Consider the following 22,155-nt stretch of genomic DNA (forward strand, 5'->3'; position numbering starts at 1 on the left):
CCGCGATCAGCCCTTCAACGTCTCGATCATCGATTCGGCCGCCTCGGCGACGACCGGGCACGGGTCACTCAGGTCGGAGCCGGTCAAGAACTGCGAGCCGGCTGACATCGCGACGTTGTCGTTCAGGCCGACATACATCGTGCAGAAACCACTGGTCCGCTGATCCGCGTCGGAGGCGTACACCGCGGGATACCCGCTTACCTCGGTCTCCTCGAAGTAGGCGAACTCGGTGCGCTGGTCGTAGATGTCGCTCAGGCCACCGGAGTTCTGTTCGACGAGCGTGAAGTCGATGCGGTTGGCGTCCTCGGCCGCGACCTTCCAGTAGCAGCTCGGGCCAACCGCGGACTGGCGCGGCGTTCCCGCGGTGAGCCCGAGCGTGTCGAGCTGAGCCGGTGTGAGTGCGCCACAGGCGTCGGCGCTGATCGCCGAGGGGTCGATCGGGTCGCTCACCTGCGGCGCGGATCCGGTCGACGGAGCATCCGGGCTCGCCGAGCCGGTCGGTGCGCGGCTGTCACCGCCGGGGACGGTCTTGCTCGGGATGGAACCCGCGGAACCGGGTTCGACGCCCGAGCAGGCGCCGAGCAGGAGCCCGAGGGAGGCGAGTGCGGCGACGCCGATACGGGAGATCCTCATGCCTGGTCCGCCCCTGCCTTGTTGATCTGTTCCCGCATGTCGTCCTCGGTGTTCTCGGTGCCCTTCTTGGCGTTCTCGAGGGCCTCGATGTAGTCCTGCACGTACCGCTGCATGCGGAGGTTCTGCTGGAGAAACGCCTGTCCCGACGGGTTCGCGGTCTTCTCGAAGTCACCGCTCGCGAACTCCTTGCCGGGCGCCTGCACGCTGGCCATCATCTCGGCCTCGGTGCGATCGTTCTGCAGATCGTCACGCAGCGCCTTCCACTTCCCGATGACTTCGTCGAACTGCTCGGCATCGAACTTGTAGCCGCCGCCCTCGGCGGGAGCCGGCGCGCCTGTGCCCTTGGCGACCGGTGCGCGCATGCTGACCATGCGCTTTCCGCCGCCGTCCATCGATGCCTCGACCATGCTCGCAAGTCCCCTTCGCAATCCCCAGGTCGCCGAGCGGCGTCGCCACGCTCGGTAAACAGATCTTCCCGCCGCTCCGGAGTCGTAGTCAACCACTCCGACGTGCGCGTGCCCCCCACGGTTCCCGCTCCCCAAGCGCCGCACTTTCCCGGGAAAGTGCGGTTGACGGATGGGCCGAACATGACGAAGGGGCCGTCCCTGCCGGAAATCCGGATCAGGAACGGCCCCGCCGTTGGTGCTACGTACTTACTTCGCGGTGACCTCGAGGCGCACCTCGGCACGCACGTCCGGGTGCAGACGCGCGGTGACCTGGTGCTTGCCGACCGTCTTGATGTGGTCGCTCAGCTGGATGGTCCGCTTGTCGAGCAGCGGGCCACCGGAGGCCTTGATCGCGTCCACGATGTCACCCGTGGTGACCGAGCCGAACAGCTTCTTCGAGCCCTCGGCGGCCTTCGCCTGCAGTGTGATGGCACCGAGGCCCTCGAGCGTCGTCTTGATCTCCTTGGCGTGGTCCAGGTCCCGGATGCGCCGGGACTCCTGGGCACGACGGATGGTCCGCACGTTCTTCTCGGCACCCTTGCTGGACGGGATCGCGTAGCCCCGGGGCAGCAGGTAGTTACGCGCGTAGCCGTCCTTGACCTCGACGATGTCGCCGGGAGCGCCAAGGTTTGCCACGTCGGTGGTGAGAATGATCTTCGCCATGACCCGGTTCTCCTAGCGCGCTGTCGAGGTGTAGGGCAGCAGCGCCATCTCGCGGGAGTTCTTGACCGCGATGGCGACGTCGCGCTGGTGCTGGCTGCAGTTGCCGGTCACTCGGCGGGCACGGATCTTGCCGCGGTCGGAAATGTACTTCCGCAGCAGGTTGGTGTCCTTGTAGTCGATGACTTCCGCGCGGCCCTTCTTCGCGTCCTTGCAGAACACGCAGACCTTCTTCTTGGGCTTACGAATGGGTGGCTTCGCCACGATGTACTCCTGGGGAAATTCGTGTGGTTGCTAAAAGATCAGAAGGGAGGCTCGTCCGAGAAGCCGCCGCCGCCTGCGTTGCTGCCGGCGGGCGGGGCCGAACCCCACGGGTCGTCGGCGGGGGCGCTACCGCCGCCGCCACCGCTACCGCCACCGAAGCCGCCGCCACCGGAGCCGCGGCTGACCTTGTTCACCTTGGCGGTCGCGTAGCGCAGCGAAGGCCCGATCTCGTCGACCTCGAGCTCGACGACCGTGCGCTTCTCGCCCTCTTTGGTCTCGAACGAACGCTGCTTCAGGCGGCCCTGCACGACGACACGGGCACCCCTGGTCAGCGACTCGGCGACGTTCTCCGCCACCTGACGCCAGACGTTGCAGCGCAGGAACAGCGCCTCGCCGTCCTTCCACTCACCGCTCTGCTTGTCGAACATCCGCGGAGTGGACGCGACCGTGAAGTTCGCGACCGCTGCGCCGGACGGCGTGAAGCGGAGTTCGGGGTCCGCGGTGAGGTTGCCGACCACCGTGATGATGGTGTCTCCAGCCATCGCTGCGGCCTCAGGCCTTCGCGGCGGGCTTGGAGGTGCGGGCGACGCGGGAGCCCGGACGCGGCGCCTCGCGACGCACGACCTTGGTCCGCAGCACGGTCTCCTGCAGGGAGAGCTGCCGGTCGAGCTCCTTGACCGCTTCCGGCGTGGAGTTCAGGTCCAGCAGGGCGTAGATGCCCTCGGAGTTCTTCCTGATCTCGTACGAGAGCCGCCTGCGGCCCCATACGTCGAGCTTCTCGACACTGCCACCGGACGTGCGGATCACGTTGAGGAACGTGTCCAGCGTCGGGGCGACCGTACGCTCGTCGAGGGTGGGATCGAGGATGATCATTACCTCGTAATGGCGTGACACAACCACTCACCTCCTATGGGCTCGCGGCCACGGGCGTTCCGTGGCAGGAGGGTTGCCAACGAGCCAGTGTAACCAGGGACGTTCTAGACCCTGCGCAGCACCCAGGTGCGAACCAGCGCGGCGGTGACTCCGGCGAGGGCGACCACGGCCAGCAGCATCGGCAGCTGGACGTTGTCCGGCGTCGAAGGCGCGGCCAGTACGTCGGCGTTCCCGGCGTTACGGACGTCGGGCTGTCCAGTGTCACCGAGGCCTTCCGAGCCTTCGGCGCCGAGAATGCCGAACTCCGGTGAGGTCTGGCCGGGAACGCCGTTCGACGGCGGGTAGCGCAGACCGGGCGGAACCGCGATACCCGCGGTGGCCTTGGGAATGCCGCTGTAGTCCCGCTGCGGCGCACGTGCGTCGCCGGTGCCGGTGTAGGGAAGGGCGCCCGCGCCACCGTTGATACCGCTGTCGCCACGGTTGGTGCCGCCGGTGCCGCCCGCGTTGCTGCCCGGGCCGCTGGTGGTGGGCGACTGGCTGCCCTGCGCAGGCGGCTGTGAGGTCGGGGTCTGGTAGTCGGCGGCGAACACCGTCAGGCCGCAGAGCCCGGAGACCTTGTTCTTGATGTGGTCGAGAGTGCGCTGTTTGGTGGAGTCGAGCACGCCGAGGCCGGGCGAGTCCTTCAGCGCCTTCGCCACGGCGGAGCCGACCGCGGTACCCGCGATCTTCCCGCTCGAGGCGTCGGGAATCTTGCCGACGTTGATGGTGGCCTGCTTCTCCACGTGGTCCGCGATTCGCTCCGGGTGCACGGTGAGGAAGTTCCAGAACTCGACCGCTTCCTGAGCCGCGGTCTTCACCATGCCCCGCATCGAGGGACCGGTGACCGCTACCTGGTCGCCGGTCTGCCCGGTCACGCTGGAGGTGCAGCTCTGCGCGGCGAGCGTCGCCGCGCTCGCGGTTCCGGCGCCCGCGAAGGAGAACCCGGTCACGGCCGCAGCGATCGCCGTCGCGGTGAGCACCTTGCGTGATGTTCTGGCGAGGGCAGTCCGGTGAATCCGCACGGGGGTTTTCCTCCGCATTTCTTCGACAGTGTCGTTCGCGATGGTCTGGCTGCTCCGGCCCGTCGCCGCTCGCACGAGCCTGGCGGCTCGCGGTCGCTGGGTCGGTGCTGAACAACCCTCAGGGGAAGGGAGCCTCGCAGGATCAACGAGCCCTTGCCGGAAAAGGTACGCGAACTTTCACGTTAGACAGATTTCCGCCGGGATCGCCGTGACTCGCGATTCTCGCCCCGCCCTGTCAGCCCCTGGCCTTGCGCAGCACCCACGTCCGCACCAGTGCGGCCGAGGCACCGGACAGCGCGAGCACGGCGAGCAGCAGGGGCAGGGTGGCGCCGTCCGCCGAACCGGGGGTTCCCGGTAGCGCCTGCGCCTGGCCCGCGTTGCGTACGCCGTCGTCCGGGGCGGGCGACTCGCCCTGGCCCAGAATGCCGAACTCCGGTGAGTAGCCGGGGATCTGCCCGCCGTACCGGACGCCGGGGGACGGTGCGAACAGACCGGCGGTCGCCATTGGGATACCGCTGTAGTCACGCATGGCCGCGTACCCGGTGCCGTAGGTCGTGGGCAGTCCGGCGAAGCCGGGCAGGCCACCCGCCCCGCCGAGGACCGGACTGTTCGGTGCGGGGACGGTCATGCCGCGCGCGGCCGGGCCACCGCTCTGACTGGGCTTGCCACTCGCGCCTGGTTGCTGCGGAGCGGGCTGGCCGTCCTGCCCTGGAGGGTTCTTCGGTTCCGGGTCGCCCCCGCCTCCGGTGAGGGCGTTCGCCGCGTTGCCGGTCGCTTCACTCAGCCCGTTGGTGGTGCCCGCGACACCGTTGTTGATCGCGCCTGCCGCCGACTCGCCCACCACCGGCACTGGCGAGACCGCCGTGTCCACCACGGTGACCGTGACCTTGCAGACGGTGCCGAGCACGGCGTTGATCGTGCCGGTGAGGACCTTGGTGCCCTCGGTGACGATGCCGAGGTCGAGCGGGAGACCGAGCAGTGGGGTGGTGCCGAGGATCTTGTCCCCTGGCTTCGCGGAGACCGAGCCGCCACAGGGCACGCTCTTGGTCTCGGCGGCGGCCGTGCCGGGCAGCGTCAGTGCCGCCGATCCGGCCAGTACGAGTGCTGCGGCGCCGACTGCTGCCGCCCGCTGTGTTCGCCCTTGCATCACTCGCCCTCCAGCGCTTGTGCTCCGGCTAGCTCCCGAAAAACCTGGGTTACTCACCGGGAACAACGACGCTAACGGAGGACAGTGACGCGCTGCGCGCCCGATTGCTCTCGCGATCGGGTGGTCTTGTGCTGACGGAGCGTCACTCCGGCGCGATCAGGCTGTTTTGCGGGCCCTGATCCAGGTCCTGGCCAGGATTGCGGCGACGATCACCACGGCCAGCACGGCGAGCAGCAGCGGCAGGCGCTCCGGCGGGCTGGAGGCGGGTATCGCCTCGGCGGTCCCGGAGTTCTCGGCGAGCACGTCGGGCTGCTTCTCCGCGTTCGGTGCGTTCAGGTCCGGGCCCTGAACCGGAGGCTGCACCTGCGGGAGTCCGGCCAGCGGCGGCACGGTGATCGGCCCAAGGGCCTGGAACTGGCCCGCCGGGATGAACGGGTTCGCGTCGTTGCCACCGAGGCCCCCGCCGATCGAGCCGGGGCCGGTCAGGCCGGGGAAGCCGTCTTTCTCACCGGGTGCCGGGTCCTCGGGGTCACCGGGCGCGGGCGGAGTGGGTTCGGGTCCGGGTTCGGGCGCAGGTTCTGTGGGGTCGGGCTCGGTCGGCTCGGCGGGTTCGGAATCGAGCAGGTCATCGCCAGGCAGGACTTCCTGGACCGCCATCGCGGTGGAGTTGCCTGCGTCCTTGACGACCCCGCAGGTCTCGCCGGTGACGTCGCGGACGACCGGCGTATCACTGAGGCCGAGGCCGTCGACCCCCTCCTTCACCGGTACCACGACCAGGGGCTTCTCGTTGCCGTTGGTTCCCTCGGACTCGTTGCCAAGACCCACGGTGAGAATTCCGGGCGCCTCGAGGATGGCGCCGACGTCCAGGGTGGCTGGCTTGCCCGGCTCATCTTTCAGGGTGGCGTCACAGTCGTTCACGATCAGCGGATCGGGCCCGGGTGCGGCAGTGGCCATTCCGGGGAAGACGAGTGCGGCAGACAGTGCGAGCACGAATCCGGTCGTGCCCGTCCGGCGGACGCCGGGCCGTCGGATGCGGTTTCGCAGTGCCGTTCCCATGAGCTCCCCTTGTCCTGCGTGACTGCCTGTGTGACCCCGGTTAAGTGCACGGAACGTGGTCACCGTACTCGATGATCGTCACTGGACGCGGGTACCCTCGCCGAATGCTGATCGGCGCTCACGTCCGCCACGAAGACCCGCTCGCCGCCGCACGAGAGACCGGTGCGGAGGTGGTGCAGATCTTCCTCGGAGACCCGCAGAGCTGGAAGGTCCCGCCGCCTTATCAGTGGGCGGACGAGCTGCGTGAATCCGCTCTCGAGGTGTTCGTCCACTCGCCTTACATGATCAACGTGGCCTCGCTGAACAACCGCGTCCGCATCCCCTCGCGAAAGGCCGTGGCGCAACAGGTCAGCGGTGCCGCCGCGATCGGCGCGAAGGGCGTGGTCGTGCACGGCGGGCACGTGCGCCAGGGCGAGGACGTGGCCGAGGGGCTGGCCAACTGGCGCAAGATGTTCGAACGGCAGGCGGCCCAGGGCGGCTTCGAGGTGCCGGTACTGATCGAGAACACCGCGAGTGGTGACAACGCGATGGCCAGGGACCTCGACGTGATCGCCCGGCTGTGGGACGAGGTCGGTGACTTCGGTGCCGGGTTCTGCCTGGACACCTGCCACGCGTTCGCCGCGGGCTGGGAGCTCGACAGCGTGGTGGACAAGGTCAAGGCCATCACCGGCCGGATCGACCTGTTGCACCTCAACAACTCACGCGACGAGTTCGGCTCGGCGCGCGACCGGCACGCCAATGTGGTGCACGCGGGCGGCACCATCGACCCCGAGGTGCTCGCCGAGGTGGCCGCCCGCGCTGGAGCACCGGTCGTGGTGGAGACCGCGGCCGAAGGGCAGGCGGACGACATCGCGTTCCTGCGGGAGGCAACCGCGGGGTGAGCAGCGGACGGTGGTCGAACCTGCGACCTTGTATCAACCGGGCATTGAGTAAGCCACGGGGTGGCGCGGTCCTGGCCGGGCTGGTGGTGTTGTGCGGGCTGACGCTGGTGCTCGGCTTCGCCAACAAACACCGCTGCAGCGGGCCCGAGTTCGATGAGCAGGGGCGCAGCACCCCCGGGTACGCGGAGCGGAACTACTCCGACGCCTGCTACTCCGACATCCAGTTCCTCTGGCTCGGCAGGGACATAGACCAGCACGCGTTCCCCTACGTGGACGGCGGTCTCGAAGAAGGGCAGCTGGTCGGTGGCGCGTTGGAGTACCCGGTGCTCACCGGTGTCCTCGTCTGGGCCGGCGCCTACTTCGCCGACACCGACGCGGGCTTCCTGCTCGGTTCGGCGCTCCTGCTGGCCCCGTTCGGCCTGCTCACCGCCTGGTTGCTGGGGCGGATGGCCGGATGGCGGGCACTGCTGTGGGCGCTTGGACCGCCGCTGGTGCTCTACGCCTTCCACAACTGGGAGCTTCCCGTCGTGGCGGCCACGGTCGCCGCGTTCGCGGTCCTCCACCTCGGCAGGGGGACGTTGCGCCGCAGGGCGCAGTGGGCCGCGGTGCTGCTCGGCCTCGGGTTCGCACTGAAGATCTATCCGGCGATCTTCGTGCTCCCGCTCGCCCTCTACGTCCTCACCGGTGGTGACGAAGGCAGGCACGGTCGTGATCCGCGTGGGGCGCTGCGGGTGTGCGGCGTCGCGATCGGCACGGCGCTCGCGGTGAACCTGCCGTTCATGCTTGCGGGCTGGGACGGCTGGCTGGCCTCCTACCTCTTCCAGGCGGATCGGGACGTCGACGCCACCACGAACTCGATCTGGTACTGGGGATTCCGGCCGGAGTCGGACACCGAAGGCTTCCAGTCGCTGGTAGGCGTGCTGTCCCCGTTGCTGGTGCTGGCCTCGTTCGCGGTGGCGGCCTGGTTCGGCTGGCGGCGCTACCGGCTGACGGGCACGTACCCGATGCTCGCGGTGTCGGCAGCCATGTTGTGCGGATTTCTGCTGCTGCACAAGGTGCACTCGCCGCAGTACACGCTCTGGCTGCTGCCCATGTTCGTACTGCTGCGTGTGCGGTGGGGCTGGATCCTCGCCTACTTCGTGGCGGACCTGGCGATGGGCATCGGGATCTTCCGCTGGTACGGCGAACTCGGTGACGGCGGCGCGATCTACGAGGGCTTCGCCGCGCAGGCGGTGATGATCGGGGTCTGGGGCAGGGCGGCCCTGCTGGCCGGCCTCTTCGTCGCCTTCCTCAACGCGGACACCGCCGACACCGCCCGGCCCTCCCACGCCCGGCCCTCCCACGACCGGCGAACCCACGACCGGCGAAAATCGGTTGAACCGCAAACGAGTACAAGCCCACCCCCGCACCGAGCCTGAGTACCGCACTTTCCCGGGAAAGCGCGGTACTTGCGCCCGCACGTACCGCGCTTTCCCGGGAAAGTGCGTGGTTCCACGTGAATCATCGTTTGCCGGACGGTTCCAGCTGTCCGTCTCTCGCGTGCCGTGGAATCCGCTTCGTGCGCGAGGGAAGGCCGGGCAGCTTGCGCACGTCTCGGGCCTTGTCCAGCACCCCGCCGAGCGGATCGTCCACCCCCGGAGTACGAACGAGGTCGGCCGCAGGCCGGTAGATCTCTCGGATGATCACCGCGCAGACGGCGATAACCGCCAGGTCGCGCACAACGACCGTGCCGAGGAACCAGCCCTCGGGCAGGCCCCGGTTGTCGACGCCGAGGTAGTAGAACATCCGTGGCGCCCAGACGAGTGCGTCGATGAGCATCCAGCCCAGCAGCAGCCGCCAGCGCGGTATCGCCAGGACCGCCAGTGGCACCAGCCACAGCGAGTACTGGGGACTCCACACCTTGTTGGTCAGCAGGAATGCCGCCACCACGAGGAAACAGAGCTGAGCGACTCGCGGCCGGACCGGCGCGGACAGTCCGATGTAGGCGATACCCGCGCAGCAGGCGAGGAACAAGCCGCCGCTCACGGCGTTCAGCACGGTCGGCGCCTCGCCGCGAATCAGTTCGCCGTCGAATCCGGCCCAGCCGGTGAAGTAGGAGACCACGTTGTAGAGCGAGTCGGGATCCATCCCCCGCTCGGTGTTCAGCCGGAAGAACTCCTCCCAGCCCTCGCGCATGAACAGCGCGATCGGCAGGTTGACCACCGCCCACGCGACCCCGGTCGTCACCGCGGTGACGGTCCACGTGCGCAGCTTGCCCGCGCGCAGGCACAGGATCAGCAGGGGGCCCAGCAGGAAAAGCGGGTACATCTTCACCGCCGCACCGAGGCCGAGCAGCAGCCCCGCGAGCGCCGGTCTGCGCCGGGACCAGGCCAGCAGGCCGGTCGCGGCCAGCATGGTGGCGAGGGTGTCGAAGTTGGTGAAGGCGTGCACCAGCACAAGCGGTGATATCGCCACCAGCACCGCGTCCCACGGTCTGTGCCGAGCGGATCTCGCCACGGCCCACACGGTGGTGAGCCAGGCGAGCGCGAGGAACAGCGCGGTGATGTTGAAGTAGATGACCACCGGTAGCGCGCCGGGTAGCCAGCCGGTCGCCGCGACGTCGGCCCAGGCGTGGGTGAGCTTGGCGTTGACCCATTGGAACAGCCCGGTGAGCACCGGGTACTCCATGTAGCGAACCTGCTCGTTCGGCTCGCCCTCGTTCTCGATCCACTGCGTCGCGTACGGGAACGTGCTCGGGTCGTTCAACCGCTCGGCGCCGTAGAGCGGCACGATGTCGGAGTAGCACATCGCCACGTACGGCCTGCCGGAGCGCCAGTCGAGCTCGGCGTCACCGTTGTCGTTGGTGAACTGCTGGATGCAGGCGGCCTTGCCGAACCAGCTGACCGTGAGCGCCAGCACCGCGAGCAGCAGCCCGACGCGCAGCGGCGACCAGAACCAGTGCCGTCCGACGGTCGCGTGCTCGCCGATCGGCCCGCCGACGGGTCTGCTCGCAGCCGTTGCCAGCGGCTCGTTTCTGGTCGGGAGAACCCGCTCGTCGGCCGTGAGAGACACGGTCTCCGGCACCGTGGGCGATGCTTCGTCGGGCGAGCTGGACACGGGCGGCAGCCTAACCGCAGCGGCGTGGTGTGCGTGTTCCAAGTACACGAGACTGTGAGGAAAGCCCGCCAACTGGGGGCGGGATCGCTGTAGCCGGACTTACGACGGTCAGCCCGGCCTGCCCGCGGAGCCGAGCCAGTTGGCCGGGCGGCCCCGGTTCGCCGATTGTGCGGCGAGGACACCTTCCAGCACGGTCACGGCTGCCGTCACCCCGCCCGAACGCTCGATGCGGTGGCGCATCGAGCGCAGGCTGATCGCGATGTCCTCGTCCGCGCACACGCCGAGGACCGCGTCCCGCAGCCGGTCGCCCGAGGCCTCCCGTGGGTCGAGGCGCGCGCCGAGCCCCAGGTCCACGACTCGGGTGGCCACGTGTTGCTGCTCGGCGGAGCGTGGAACGACCACGAGCGGAACCCCGGCGCGCAGGGCCGAGAGGGTCTGGTCCAGGTCGCCGTCGCTCACGAAAGCGACGGCCCGTTGCAGCGCCTCCTGAGACATTCGGTTCCCGATCGGTGCCACCGCGTGCGAGTTCCGTCCGGCGAACGCGTCGGCGCACCGCCGTTGCAGCTCCGGCGCGGCCATCACCAGTGGCAGTCCGGTGGAGGGCACCCCAAGCGCGGGTACGCGACCGTTGGGTGGAGTTCGGGATGATGGCGGCGGGATCGGACCGACGAACTGGTAGCTCTGGTCGAAAGCGTCATTATCGTCCTGAAACGCCCTCGGCAGCAGGACCAGGTGCGCTGGCGATCCGGTACCGAGCAGCACGTCCTCCGGGGTCAGCCGCAGGTCTGCTGCCAGTTTCGCGATACCGCGTTTCCGGGCCAGCGGACCCGTACGTGTCGCTGGGTGTTCACGCGGAACGAAGCCCGGCCACACCGGCACCGCCGGCACACCCCAGCGAGCGGCCAGCAGCCGTCCCCACCAGGCCATCGTCGCGTCGTAGACCACGAGGTCCGGAACGGAGGCCGCGTAGCGCTGTGTCAGAGCGGGCAGCACGAGCCTGGCTTCGCGGAGCAACGCGCTGAACCGGGGGATACCGGTGTCGTCCTCGTCCAGGCTCGTGTCGTACTCGATCAGGATGGCTCCCGCCGCGGCCACCGCGGGAGCGGCCTTCCGGGTGGCCGCGAAGCTCACCCGGTGTCCACGCCGTGCCAGTTCCGCCGCGATTCCGAGAGCCGGACCGATACGGCCGGCTCCCGGTGGCGCGCAGAACGAGACGTGATTCATCGCCGGTATGACTAGCACGTCCTGGTCATGGCTGCGATTCCCGCCCCACGTTTACCGCGTGGGAGGGCGGGATCTACGGCACCTCCCGGCGTTCCTTACTCGTCGTCGTTTCCGCCGCCGCGTGACGGTCTGGGGAAGAGGCCGATGTCGCTGGGGTCCTCGTCCGGATTGCCCGTGCTGTCCTCGGGGCTGGTCGTGCTGTCCTCGGACGACTTCTCGGGCTTCTTCGACTTGCTCGGCTTCTCCGTGGTCTTCGACGCTTCGGTGGTCTCGACCGCCTCGGTAGTGCGCACCTGGGTCCTGGTCTGCGGCGGTGGTTCCGGCTGGACCTGCTTACCGATCATGTCGACCTCGGGGAACTTCAGCTTGGGCTTGCCCTCGAGGTAGGAGTTCATGAACTTCTGCCAAATCTCACCAGGAAGGCCACTGCCGTAGATCTTCTGCCCGTTTGCGGTCTGGATCGGCTCGTTGACTCCGGTCCCGACCCAGGTCGCCGTGGAGATCTGTGGCGTGTAGCCCACCATCCAGGCCTGCGCGTTCTCATCGGTCTCCGCGCCACCGTCGGCCACGTACTGGTGCGTGCCGGTCTTACCGGCGCAGTCGCGACCATCGGCACAGGTCAGATCGGAGAACGGCAGCACCGGCTCCAGTGACTCCGTGACGTTGCCGGCGATCTGCTTGCTCTTCGCCTTGTCGTCCGAGAAGGCCACCTTCTCCTCGACTGGAGTCTCGTACACCAGCGTGCCGTCCGATTCCTCCACTCGCGTGACGAAATGCGAATCCCGGTGGACGCCATCCGCGGCAAAAGTGCCGTACGCGGACGCCATGTCTTCCGGAGTGACCATGACGTCCCCACCACCGATCGCGATGTTGCCGTCCGGCTTCGGCATGGTTTCGGTCTTTCCGTGCTTCTCCGGGATACCGGCCGCCAGCGCGGCGTCCTTCACGCCCTGCACGCCCGTGTCATTGAGCACCATGTCGTAGAACACGGTGTTCGCCGAGCGCTCCATCGCCTCGGCAACCGTGCAGTTGGGGCCGCAGCTGCTGTTCGGGCCAGCGTTGTTCACCGGCGCCTCCCTGCCCGGGAACATCCGGCCGGAACGGCCGTCGTAGGTCTCCCCGAGGCCCTTGCCGCGTTGCAGCAGGGCCACCAGGTCGAACGCCTTGAACGCCGACCCCGGGTTGCGCTGCGTGTTGCCCCAGTCCACCGCGTCCAGCTTCGGGTCCGCCGGGCCGCCGTAGTAGGCCAGCACGCCGCCGGTGTTCGGGTCCACCGCGACCAGTGCCTTACGCAGTTCGGCGGGCTGGCCCTCCATCACCTCGTCCACCGCCGCGACGGCCTTGGCCTGCGCGTCCGGGTCGATGGTGGTGTAGATCTTGAAGCCGCCCGCCCGGATCTTCTCCTCGGGATAGCCCCTGGCGGCGAGCTCCTGCTCCACCCGGCTCTGGATGTGCCGGTTGGGTCCGGTGATCTTTTCGGACTTGGTCTCGTCCTCGGGGACCAGTTCCGGCAGCTGCGCGGCGTCCCGGTCGGCCTTCGGCAACCACCTGTTGGCCACCATCTGGTCCATCACGAAGTTCCAGCGGCGGTCCAGGTACTCCGGATCGTCCGATCGGCTCGGCGCCTGGATGACTCCGGCCAGCACCGCCGCCTCGGATGCCGACAGCTTGTCGACCGGTTTGTTGAAGTACGCCTGAGAGGCCGTCGAGATCCCGTGCGCACCGCGACCGAAGTAGATCGTGTTCAGGTACGCGGTGATGATCTCGCTTTTTTCCTGCTCGTTGTTCATCTTGAACGACTTGACGAGCTCGAGGAACTTCCTGGTGTAGGTCGCGTCGTCGTTCTCGGTGGCCTTCTTGATGTACTGCTGGCTGATCGTGGAACCGCCACCGACGCCGCCGGTCACCTGGTTCCAGGCCGCCCGCATGATGCCGGTGACGTCGAACCCGGGGTTGGTCTCGAAGGTCGCGTCCTCGGCGGCGTAGACCGCGTGCTTGACGACGTCGGGGATCTCCTCCGCCTTGAGCAGTTGCCGGTTGCCGTTGCCCTGGATGTCCTTACCCAGGACGTCGCCGTTGGCGTAGAAGTAGGTGACGACCTTGTCCTGGCTGGCCGCGACCTCGTCCGGCGACGGCACGTCCACCAGGAAGTAGGCGATCGTGAACGCCAATGCGGGCAGCACGAGGAACAGCCCGGTCATCACGTAGAGCGAGCGGCGGACCCGCCGCCACCGGCGCTTCTTGCGCTGCTCCGGCGTCAGGATCGGCTTGCCGTCCTCGTCGTAGTCCTGCTCGTCCTCGTCGTAGTAGTCGTCGAGGCCTGGTTCGTGCAGGCTGTGCTCTTCGTCATTGGTCCAGTGGGCGTCGTAGCCGTCCTCGTCGACACCCGTGCCGTTGTGGGTGTGATGGGTCAGCAGCTCAGGCTCCCGGTCCTCGGGACCGATGCGCTGGCCGACCATGCCGGTCGGCTGCTCCACCTGCGGGCGACGCGGTGGGGGTGGCGGTGGTGGCGCCATCCCGCCAGGGCGCTGCCCGCCACGTGGGGGTGGCCCTGCGGGACCACCGGGACCACCAGGTGGGCGAGCGCCGGGAGGAGGCGGCCCCTGGTGCCTGCCCGGCATTCCACCGGGTGGAGTCGGTGGCTGCTGCCGACCCTGAGCGGGCCCCGGATACTGGGGGCCGGGGCGGCGGGGCTGCGCGGGGCGCTGGGGAACATCCGGCACGCCACCGCCACCGGGCCAGCGGGGAGCGGCGTCCTCCGCGCCTGGCCACTGCGGCTGCTGGGGAGGCTGCTGCGGCTGCCGAGGTGGCTGCTGCGGTGGCTGTTGCGGTGACTGTGGCGGGCGCCGCGGCGGAACCGGACGCTGCGCCCGAGGTGGCGGAGGTGGGGGTGGCTCGTCACCGGAGGGCCACTGTGGTGCGCCGCCTTCGCCTGCCGGCCACTGCTCGTGCCTGCCGCGGCCTGGTTCCTGCTCCGGCCAGCGGCGGTTGTGGTCGTCGTTCACGAATGAGCCTCCCAGACCGGCGCGAACTTGCTCGCCGCCCTGTGTTCATGAGCTGTGGTGTTCAGGGTGTTCTGCATGGTCAGAGTGGTCGGAACGGTCGGAGTGATCACTGCCCCGCAGTCCTCCGAGAGCGGGTTTGTGTCTCTCCGGTTCCCAGGACGTATGACTGCACCAAATGGTTCCAGCTACACGACCGGCACACCTCGACCACGTAGACGGTGAACTCGCCGAACAGGCCGGCCATCCGGTCCAGTTCGTCAGGTGCCCGCGCCGATCCGGCGACGTGCTTGAGCTCGTCTCCGTACACCCAGCTGACCTGCGTCAATGCCTCTTTGCGACAGACAGGGCAACTCGAGTCGGTGGACCGGCCGTGGAACTTCGCCGCCCGCAGCAGATACGGGCTGGCGTCACACACGTCCATGGTGCCGACTCGACCGGAGTAGACCTCGGCGAGCAGCGCTTTGCGCTGTAACGCGTAGTCGACGACCTGCCGCTGGTTTCGCACCTCAACAGAGTACGTGCTGCCGGTTGGAACGCCATGAGCCGATCCGCGGAGTGACGGTCGCAACCGAGGCGACACGCCCAAAACTGAATAACTTTTCGGTAAACATAGCCTGGCCTATGGGTGGATCAGGGCCGTTAGCTACACCACTTCGATGTATCGGTGCGATATAGTGGCGCGGTAGGTTTCGGTTCGTCATCGCCGGGTACTACCTGAAATCCGTTGGTGGCGCCGTTTGTTCCCGAAGGGGGTGCACTGTGCTGGAGTTCGCCGTACTGGGTCTGCTGCACGAGGCGCCCATGCACGGCTATGTGCTGCGCAAACGGCTACACGAAACGCTCGGACCGTTCCGCACGTTCTCCTACGGCTCGCTTTATCCGACCCTACGTCGGTTGCAACGAGCCGGGTTGATCGTGGAGGAGCCGGCCGAGGTCGGTGCGGCTGGGACCACCGAGTCCGCGACAGCCACACCGGCGACACCAGGTCAGGCAAAGGCGGCTGGCCGTCAGCAGAACAGAAGTGGCTGGGGCCGCCGCGCCAAGCGGGTCTACAAGCTCACGGCGGAAGGCAAGGAGCGGTTCGCCGAACTGCTCGGCGACGCCGGGCCGCAGACCTGGGACGACGAAGGTTTCGGTGTCCATCTGACGTTCTTCTCGAGGACACCGGCCGACGTCAGGATGCGGATTTTGGAGGGCAGGCGCCGACGCGTCGAGGAACGCCGCGAAGGTTTGCGCGCCGCCATGGCCAGGGCCGAGGAGAAGATCGACCGCTACACCCGGGAACTGCACCGGCTTGGGCTGGAGACCAGTGAACGGGAGGTGCGTTGGCTCAACGAGCTGATCGCGCATGAACAGGCCGAGCAACGCGGGCAGCAGACCTGACCGGACGGCTCGGAAAAGACCTACGACAGAGAACACGAGTTAAAGGAGAAACCGGCATGGGCGAGAACCGCCGCAAGGTGCGGGTGGCCATCGTGGGCGTTGGCAACTGCGCGGCGTCGCTGGTGCAAGGCGTCCAGTACTACCAGGACGCCGACCCCACAGCGCGCGTGCCAGGGCTGATGCACGTGCAGTTCGGTGAGTACCACGTCCGCGACATCGAGTTCGTCGCCGCGTTCGACGTGGACGCCAAGAAGGTCGGCCGCGACCTCTCGGAAGCCATCGTCGCCAGCGAGAACAACACGATCAAGATCGCCGACGTGCCGCCGCTCGGGGTCACCGTGCAGCGTGGGCACACCTATGACGGGCTCGGCCGGTTCTACCGCGAGACCATCGACGAGTCCGACGAGCAGCCGGTCGACATGGCGACGGCGCTGCGTGAGGCCAAGGCCGACGTGCTGGTGTCGTACCTGCCGGTCGGCTCCGAGGACGCCGACAAGTTCTACGCGCAGGCCGCGATCGACGCGAAGGTCGGCTTCGTCAACGCGCTGCCGGTGTTCATCGCCTCCGACCCGGAGTGGGCGGCGAAGTTCACCGAGGCCGGGGTGCCGATCGTCGGTGACGACATCAAGTCCCAGGTCGGCGCGACCATAACGCACCGGGTGCTGGCGAAGCTGTTCGAGGACCGTGGCGTGCAGCTCGACCGCACGATGCAGCTCAACGTGGGCGGGAACATGGACTTCCTGAACATGAAGGAGCTGGAGCGGCTGGAGTCCAAGAAGGTCTCCAAGACCCAGTCGGTCACCTCACAGGTCGACCGCGACCTCGGCAAGGGCAACGTGCACATCGGCCCGTCCGACTACGTGCAGTGGCTGGACGACCGCAAGTGGGCCTACGTGCGGCTCGAGGGCCGCGCCTTCGGCGACGTGCCGTTGAACATGGAGTACAAGCTCGAGGTGTGGGACTCGCCGAACTCGGCGGGCATCATCATCGACGCCGTGCGCGCGGCGAAGATCGCCATCGATCGCGGCATCGGCGGCCCGATCCTCTCGGCGTCCTCGTACTTCATGAAGTCGCCGCCGGAGCAGTACCGCGACTCCGAGGCCTACGACGCGGTGGAGAAGTTCATCGCGGGCGAGCTCGACCGCTGATCGTTCGGCCCATTCACCATGGCCATCTCGGGGACGGCAGAGGCCCCCGAGGTGGCCATGGTGTTTTTCAGCTGAGCAACCCGCTGACGGTGGCGGGCAGCTCGGCCAGGTCGTCCAGCACGGTGTGAACCTCGGCGAGCACGTCGGGGTCCGGTGGGAAGTGCGGGTTCGGCACGCCGATCACGGTCATCCCGGCCGCCAGCGCCGACCGGAGTCCGTTGGTCGAGTCCTCGACGGCGATGCACGACCGAGCGTTCACGCCAAGCTGGGCGGCCGCTTCGAGGTAGACGTCCGGCGCGGGCTTGCCAGCGGCCACCTGCTCGCTGGACAACGCGACCCGGACGAGCCCGGTCAGGTCCGTCGCTTCCAGAAACGCCGTGATCAGTACCGGCGGTGACGAGCTGGCGATCGCGACCGGACACAGCTCGCCTACCGCGCGGACTGCCTGTTCGGCTCCGGGCAGGACCGGCGGGCCCTGCTCGTAGCGCTGTGCCATCCGGTTGACAACCAGCTCGGCGACCTCCTCCGGAGGCAGCGGCAGCCCCAGCTCCGTCACCAGATATCGCGCCCACTCCGGGGTGCTCATCCCCTGCAGAGCTCGAGTGGCCTCCTCCCGCCACTGCCCGCCCTGCTCGGCGACCACGGCTCTGCGCACCTCGTCCCAGGTTCGCTCCGAGTCGACCAGTACTCCGTCAAGATCGAATATCACAGCATCCACGACAGCCAACGTACCTGTGAGTCGATTTACTTAGCATTGCTCAGTAAATAAGTTAGCCTTGCCGATCCGCACACGGTGCCCGCCGAGGCGGCATTGGCCGGCGAGGAGTTCTGAGCACAACAACATCTTCGTGAAGAACTGTCGAATGGCGGATTCCATCCAGATGGATAGTGGCTTAACGTCGGGGCCCGAACTGAGCCCCGGAGGTCGCGTTGCCAGCACTGCCGCAGCACCTGCTCCCCATCCAGCCCGTGCATTCCGGCGGGCGAGCCGCCGTCACCTGTAAGTACCGGTGCGGGGATGCCTGCTTCCACGAGCCATCGAATCCCACGAGCAACCCGTACTTCGGGGAGATCGTCGACCAGGTGATGAGCCGCCGTGGCGCACTGCGTGCCGCGGCTGTGGTGACGTTCGCCGCCGGCGCCCTCGGCGCGGGCGGACTCGCCCGCCCTGCTGGTGCCGCAGCAGCCGAGAGCGGCAGGCCGGCGGGCCCCGCGCCGGGGACGGACTTCCAGCGGGTCGAGCCGAACACGCTCGATACCGTCGTCGTGCCGGACGGCTACGAGCAGGCCATCGTCATCCGCTGGGGTGATCCGATCCTGCCGGGTGCACCCGAGTTCGATTTCGAGAACCAGACGGCGGCCGCGCAGGAGCAGCAGTTCGGCTTCAACAACGACTTCGCCGCCCTGCTGCCGATGGATCATCAGGGACTGGCCGCGCTGCTGGTGACCAACCACGAGTACACGACAGAAGAGTTCATGTTCCGTGGCTACGACGAGGCGAATCCGACCGAGGAACAGGTGCGCATCGCCTGGGCCGCGCACGGGCTCTCGGTCCTCCTGGTCACGCGGAGCTGGAACTCCGGCGCCTACAGCTCGAGGTCGTCCGGGTTCAACCGCCGCATCACCGCCCGCACGCCGTTCGTCGTCGCCGGTCCCGCTGCGGGCAGCGACCTGCTCAAGACCCCGGACGACCCCACCGGAACCCGGGTGCTGGGGACGTTGAACAACTGCGCGGGCGGTGTCACCCCGTGGGGCACGATCCTGTCCGGCGAGGAGAACTTCAACCAGTACTTCGCGAACGCGGACGAGGTGGCCGACCCCGCGGTACGCGCACGCCTCGCCCGATACGGCATGACGGGCACGGAGACCGGTCGCAAGTGGGAGCGCTTCGACTCCCGCTTCGATCTCACCCAGCAGCCCAACGAGGCGAACCGATTCGGCTGGATCATCGAGCTCGACCCGCGGGACCCGCACAGCGCACCGATCAAACACACGGCACTCGGCCGGTTCAAGCACGAGGGCGCCACCATCCGGGTCGCGGACGACGGCAGGGTGGTCGCCTACTCCGGCGACGACGAAGCCTTCGAGTACGTCTACAAGTTCGTCTCCGACCGCAAGATGAAGAAGGGCGCCAGCAGGTCGGCTCGCCGGCACAACATGACCCTGCTGGACGAGGGCACCCTCTACGTCGGCCGGTTCACCGGGGACAGCCCAGGTGAGATCGACGGTTCCGGGACTCTGCCTGCCGACGGCGAGTTCGACGGCACCGGTGAGTGGTTGCCGCTGGTCAGCGGCAACCGTTCGTTCGTGCCGGGAATGACCGCGGAGGAGGTCTACGTCTTCACCAGGGAGGCCGCCGACCGCGTCGGGGGCACGAAGATGGACCGGCCCGAGGACATCCAGCCGCACCCGGGTACCGGCCGGGTCTACTTCGCGCTCACCAAGAACTCGGCAAGGGGTAAGGAAGGCTTCCCCGCCGCCGACGAGGTGAACCCGCGCACCGGCAACAAGCACGGTCAGGTCGTGGAGCTGGAAGAGGAGCGGGGCGACGCGCTGGCCACCAGCTTCAGCTGGCGGCTGCTACTGGTGTGCGGGGACCCGAACTCCCCGGACACCTACTTCGCCGGTTTCCCGAAGGACCAGGTCAGCCCGATCTCCAGTCCGGACAACGTGGCCTTCGACCACCACGGCAACCTGTGGGTCTCCACCGACTCGGGCGGCGCGCTCGGCATCAACGACGGGCTCTACGCCGTGCCGCTGGAAGGCAGCAGGCGCGGCGACCTGCGGCTGTTCCTCACGGTGCCCCGGGGTGGGGAGACCTGTGGCCCGGTGATCGGGGACAAGGTCGTCACGGTGTGTGTGCAGCACCCCGGCGAGGTGGACGGTGCCAGTGCCGACAACCCCGCCTCGAACTGGCCGGACGGTGGTGACAACCGCCCCCGGCCTTCCGTGGTCGCGGTGTGGAAACCAGGCAGGAACGGCCTGTCCCCCATCGGCTGACCCCCGCTGAAACAGCTGAATCGCGGACCCAGCTCGCCCCCGGACGAGCTGGGTCCGCTCACGTTCGCGTGGTGTTCATTTGGACTTTCGAAGCGCATCGCTTAGCCGACCTAACGTTTGCCACGTTCCCCTGACCGAGTGAACCACCATGGAGGCCTTGTGTCCTTCGAACCCCGACTGCTTCCGCTGTCGACCTCCCACCCAGGTGGCCGATCCGCGGTCACCTGCGAGTACCGGTGCGGCAACGCCTGTGCCCACCCCGCGCCCAACACCTCCGGCAACGAGTACTTCGGCGACGTCGTGTCCGAGGTCGTGTCGCGGCGCGGTGCACTGAAGGCGAGCGCCGTGATGGCCGCGGCAGCGGGCGGGTTCGCCGCACTGTCCGGTACGGCCGCCGCGGCTCCCAGCCACGGGGCTCCCGGCCGAGGCCAGGGCAAGCCCGGCAGGCCGGAGCGGCCGGTGCCCGGCACCGAGTTCGACGCCGTCGAACCGAACATCGACGACGCCGTCGTCATCCCGCGCGGCTACGACCAGAACGTGGTCATCGGCTGGGGTGACCCGGTGCTGCCCGGTGCGCCGAAGTTCGACTTCGAGAACCAGACGGCGGCCGCGCAGGAGCAGCAGTTCGGCTACAACAACGACTTCGTCGGGCTGATCCCGCAGGACCCGCTGGGCCACCGCAACCTGCTCGTGGTCAACCACGAGTACACGACCGAGACGCATATGTTCCCGGTCGACCAGTACGACCCGGCGAACCCGACCGAGGAGCAGGTCCGGATCGCCTGGGCGGCGCACGGGCTGAGCGTGGTGCAGGCCTACCGCGACCCGGCCCAAGGTGGACTGCGGGTGCAGCCGAGCCGTCGCAACCGGCGGATCACAATCAACACCGAGTTCGAGCTGCGCGGCCCCGCCGCTGGGTCGAAGTACCTGAAGACCTCCGCGGACAGCACCGGCAGGAAGGTCTTCGGCACGCAGAACAACTGTGCGGGCAGTGTCACGCCGTGGGGCACGGTGCTGTCGGGCGAGGAGAACTTCAACCAGTACTTCGCCAACGCGGGCACGGTCACCGACCCCGTCGAGCGGGAGCGGCTGGACCGCTATGGCCTGCGCGGTGGCGAGAGCAGGCGCAAGTGGGAGCGCTACGACAAGCGCTGGGACGTCGCCAAGGAGCCGAACGAGGTGAACCGGTTCGGCTGGGTCGTGGAGATCGACCCGCACGATCCGAACTCCACGCCGGTGAAGCACACCGCGCTCGGCCGGTTCAAGCACGAGGGTGCCGCGGTGAAGATCACCAAGGACAACCGCGTCGCGGTGTACTCCGGTGACGACGAGCGGTTCGACTACATCTACAAGTTCGTCTCCAACGGCAGGTACAAGCGGGGCACGAGTGCGCACGCGCGCAGGCACAACATGGGCCTGCTCGACGACGGCACGCTGTACGTCGCCAAGTTCACCGGTGACAGCCCGGCGGACGAGTTCGACGGGTCCGGCAGCCTGCCTGCCGACGGCGAGTTCGACGGCGTCGGCGAGTGGATCAAGCTGGCCAGCGGCGACAAGTCCTTCGTGGACGGTTTCACCGCCGAAGAGGTGTACGTCTTCACGCGCCTCGCGGCCGACAGGGCCGGTGCGACCAAGATGGACCGTCCCGAGGACATCGAGCCGAACCCGGTCAACGGCCGGATCTACGCCGCGCTCACCAACAACTCCGACCGCGGCAAGGCGGGCAAGGCGGGGGCCGACGAGGCAAACCCGCGCGTCGGCAACCGCAACGGTCACGTGCTGGAGTGGGAGGAGCAGGGTGGCGACGGCGCCGCCACCAGGTTCTCCTGGCGGTTGTTGCTGGTCTGCGGTGACCCGGAGACCGCCGACACCTACTTCGGTGGGTTCGACAAGAGCAAGGTCTCGCCGATCTCCTGCCCGGACAACGTCGCGTTCGACCGGCACGGCAACCTGTGGATCTCCACGGACGGCAACGCGCTCGGCTCGAACGACGGCCTCTTCTCGGTGCCGGTGGAGGGCCCGGAGCGCGGCTACGTCAAGCAGTTCCTCACGGTGCCCTACGCCGCCGAGGCCAGCGGCCCTGTGGTGACGGACAACCTGGTGCTGGTCGCCGTGCAGCACCCCGGCGAGGACGCGCCGAACTCCGGCGCCCCCACGTCGCACTGGCCGGACGGGGGCAGGTCCATCCCGCGTCCCGCCATCGTGTCGGTGTGGAAGAAGGGCAGGTTCGGCAGGCCGGGTGAGATCGGTTCCCGCTGACCGGGTGAACCGCTGACGC

The 22,155-nt window shown here is 68.2% G+C and carries 21 protein-coding genes; 7 read left to right on the top strand and 14 right to left on the bottom strand.

The genetic code is table 11. From position 1 onward, the window contains the following. Positions 1-6 precede the first annotated feature (6 nt). The 9 genes from D0C15_RS09710 to D0C15_RS09750 form a co-directional block, all read right to left on the bottom strand. Positions 7-633 (bottom strand): DUF3558 domain-containing protein, encoded by a 627-nt coding sequence (locus D0C15_RS09710; protein WP_116043092.1) that lies wholly within the window; start codon positions 631-633, stop codon positions 7-9. Next, positions 630-1,040 carry a sister chromatid cohesion protein PDS5 gene (locus tag D0C15_RS09715; protein ID WP_245975673.1) on the bottom strand — a complete coding sequence of 137 codons (411 nt, stop codon included), beginning with the start codon at positions 1,038-1,040 and terminating at the stop codon, positions 630-632. Before D0C15_RS09715 ends, D0C15_RS09710 begins: the two co-directional genes overlap by 4 nt. Positions 1,041-1,286: 246 nt before the next feature. Then, entirely contained in the window at positions 1,287-1,742 is a 456-nt protein-coding gene (rplI, locus tag D0C15_RS09720; RefSeq protein ID WP_116043094.1) for a 50S ribosomal protein L9, read from the bottom strand. 12 nt (positions 1,743-1,754) lie between these two features. Continuing rightward, positions 1,755-2,003 (bottom strand): 30S ribosomal protein S18, encoded by a 249-nt coding sequence (rpsR, locus tag D0C15_RS09725; protein ID WP_091668791.1) that lies wholly within the window; start codon positions 2,001-2,003, stop codon positions 1,755-1,757. Between the two features lie 38 nt (positions 2,004-2,041). After that, entirely contained in the window at positions 2,042-2,545 is a 504-nt protein-coding gene (locus D0C15_RS09730; protein ID WP_116043096.1) for a single-stranded DNA-binding protein, read from the bottom strand. Between the two features lie 10 nt (positions 2,546-2,555). After that, positions 2,556-2,897, bottom strand: a complete 342-nt coding sequence (gene rpsF, locus D0C15_RS09735) for a 30S ribosomal protein S6 (protein ID WP_116043098.1) — start codon at positions 2,895-2,897, stop codon at positions 2,556-2,558. An 83-nt stretch (positions 2,898-2,980) separates the two neighbouring features. Then, on the bottom strand, positions 2,981-3,937 hold the full coding sequence (locus tag D0C15_RS09740) for a hypothetical protein (RefSeq protein WP_245975674.1): 957 nt from the start codon (positions 3,935-3,937) through the stop codon (positions 2,981-2,983). 235 nt (positions 3,938-4,172) lie between these two features. After that, on the bottom strand, positions 4,173-5,084 hold the full coding sequence (locus D0C15_RS09745) for a hypothetical protein (protein ID WP_116043100.1): 912 nt from the start codon (positions 5,082-5,084) through the stop codon (positions 4,173-4,175). Between the two features lie 156 nt (positions 5,085-5,240). Beyond that, on the bottom strand, positions 5,241-6,140 hold the full coding sequence (locus D0C15_RS09750) for a hypothetical protein (RefSeq protein WP_116043103.1): 900 nt from the start codon (positions 6,138-6,140) through the stop codon (positions 5,241-5,243). 104 nt (positions 6,141-6,244) lie between these two features. On the opposite strand from D0C15_RS09750, the gene D0C15_RS09755 reads away from it, so the two are divergent. Together D0C15_RS09755 and D0C15_RS09760 are read left to right on the top strand one after the other, a co-directional pair. Then, complete coding sequence (locus D0C15_RS09755) at positions 6,245-7,021, top strand: deoxyribonuclease IV (RefSeq protein WP_116043106.1); 777 nt, start codon at positions 6,245-6,247, stop codon at positions 7,019-7,021. A gap of 44 nt (positions 7,022-7,065) precedes the next feature. Beyond that, positions 7,066-8,439, top strand: a complete 1,374-nt coding sequence (locus tag D0C15_RS09760) for a glycosyltransferase family 87 protein (RefSeq protein ID WP_245975675.1) — start codon at positions 7,066-7,068, stop codon at positions 8,437-8,439. An 82-nt stretch (positions 8,440-8,521) separates the two neighbouring features. Here D0C15_RS09760 and D0C15_RS09765 read toward each other — a convergent pair whose 3' ends face one another. From D0C15_RS09765 to D0C15_RS09775, 3 genes are all read right to left on the bottom strand, one after another. After that, the gene (locus D0C15_RS09765; RefSeq protein WP_116043108.1) at positions 8,522-10,117 is read right to left on the bottom strand and encodes a glycosyltransferase family 87 protein; all 1,596 of its coding nucleotides are present in this window, start codon (positions 10,115-10,117) and stop codon (positions 8,522-8,524) included. A gap of 108 nt (positions 10,118-10,225) precedes the next feature. After that, complete coding sequence (locus tag D0C15_RS09770; RefSeq protein WP_116043111.1) at positions 10,226-11,341, bottom strand: glycosyltransferase; 1,116 nt, start codon at positions 11,339-11,341, stop codon at positions 10,226-10,228. 95 nt (positions 11,342-11,436) lie between these two features. Further along, positions 11,437-13,857 (bottom strand): transglycosylase domain-containing protein, encoded by a 2,421-nt coding sequence (locus D0C15_RS09775; RefSeq protein ID WP_116043113.1) that lies wholly within the window; start codon positions 13,855-13,857, stop codon positions 11,437-11,439. A 90-nt stretch (positions 13,858-13,947) separates the two neighbouring features. Between D0C15_RS09775 and D0C15_RS09780 the strand changes: the two genes are divergently transcribed. After that, a complete protein-coding gene (locus tag D0C15_RS09780; RefSeq protein WP_116043115.1) occupies positions 13,948-14,175 on the top strand; it encodes a hypothetical protein in 228 nt (75 codons plus the stop codon). A 277-nt stretch (positions 14,176-14,452) separates the two neighbouring features. On the opposite strand, the gene D0C15_RS09785 is transcribed toward D0C15_RS09780, so the two are convergent. Then, positions 14,453-14,851: a DUF5318 domain-containing protein gene (locus D0C15_RS09785; RefSeq protein ID WP_116043117.1), complete on the bottom strand. Its 399-nt coding sequence runs from the start codon at positions 14,849-14,851 to the stop codon at positions 14,453-14,455. Between the two features lie 254 nt (positions 14,852-15,105). On the opposite strand from D0C15_RS09785, the gene D0C15_RS09790 reads away from it, so the two are divergent. Both D0C15_RS09790 and D0C15_RS09795 read left to right on the top strand, forming a co-directional pair. Further along, positions 15,106-15,729 carry a PadR family transcriptional regulator gene (locus D0C15_RS09790; RefSeq protein ID WP_116043119.1) on the top strand — a complete coding sequence of 208 codons (624 nt, stop codon included), beginning with the start codon at positions 15,106-15,108 and terminating at the stop codon, positions 15,727-15,729. 56 nt (positions 15,730-15,785) lie between these two features. Continuing rightward, positions 15,786-16,877 carry an inositol-3-phosphate synthase gene (locus tag D0C15_RS09795; protein WP_116043121.1) on the top strand — a complete coding sequence of 364 codons (1,092 nt, stop codon included), beginning with the start codon at positions 15,786-15,788 and terminating at the stop codon, positions 16,875-16,877. A gap of 67 nt (positions 16,878-16,944) precedes the next feature. Here the strand turns inward: D0C15_RS09795 and D0C15_RS09800 are convergent, their stop codons facing one another. Next, the gene (locus D0C15_RS09800) at positions 16,945-17,595 is read right to left on the bottom strand and encodes an HAD family hydrolase (RefSeq protein ID WP_116043123.1); all 651 of its coding nucleotides are present in this window, start codon (positions 17,593-17,595) and stop codon (positions 16,945-16,947) included. Between the two features lie 212 nt (positions 17,596-17,807). On the opposite strand from D0C15_RS09800, the gene D0C15_RS09805 reads away from it, so the two are divergent. Continuing rightward, entirely contained in the window at positions 17,808-19,877 is a 2,070-nt protein-coding gene (locus D0C15_RS09805; RefSeq protein WP_425455376.1) for a PhoX family protein, read from the top strand. 159 nt (positions 19,878-20,036) lie between these two features. Then, complete coding sequence (locus tag D0C15_RS09810; RefSeq protein WP_116043124.1) at positions 20,037-22,136, top strand: PhoX family protein; 2,100 nt, start codon at positions 20,037-20,039, stop codon at positions 22,134-22,136. Positions 22,137-22,155: the final 19 nt, after the last annotated feature.

Source organism: Amycolatopsis palatopharyngis (assembly GCF_003385185.1).
Taxonomy (GTDB): domain Bacteria; phylum Actinomycetota; class Actinomycetes; order Mycobacteriales; family Pseudonocardiaceae; genus Amycolatopsis; species Amycolatopsis palatopharyngis.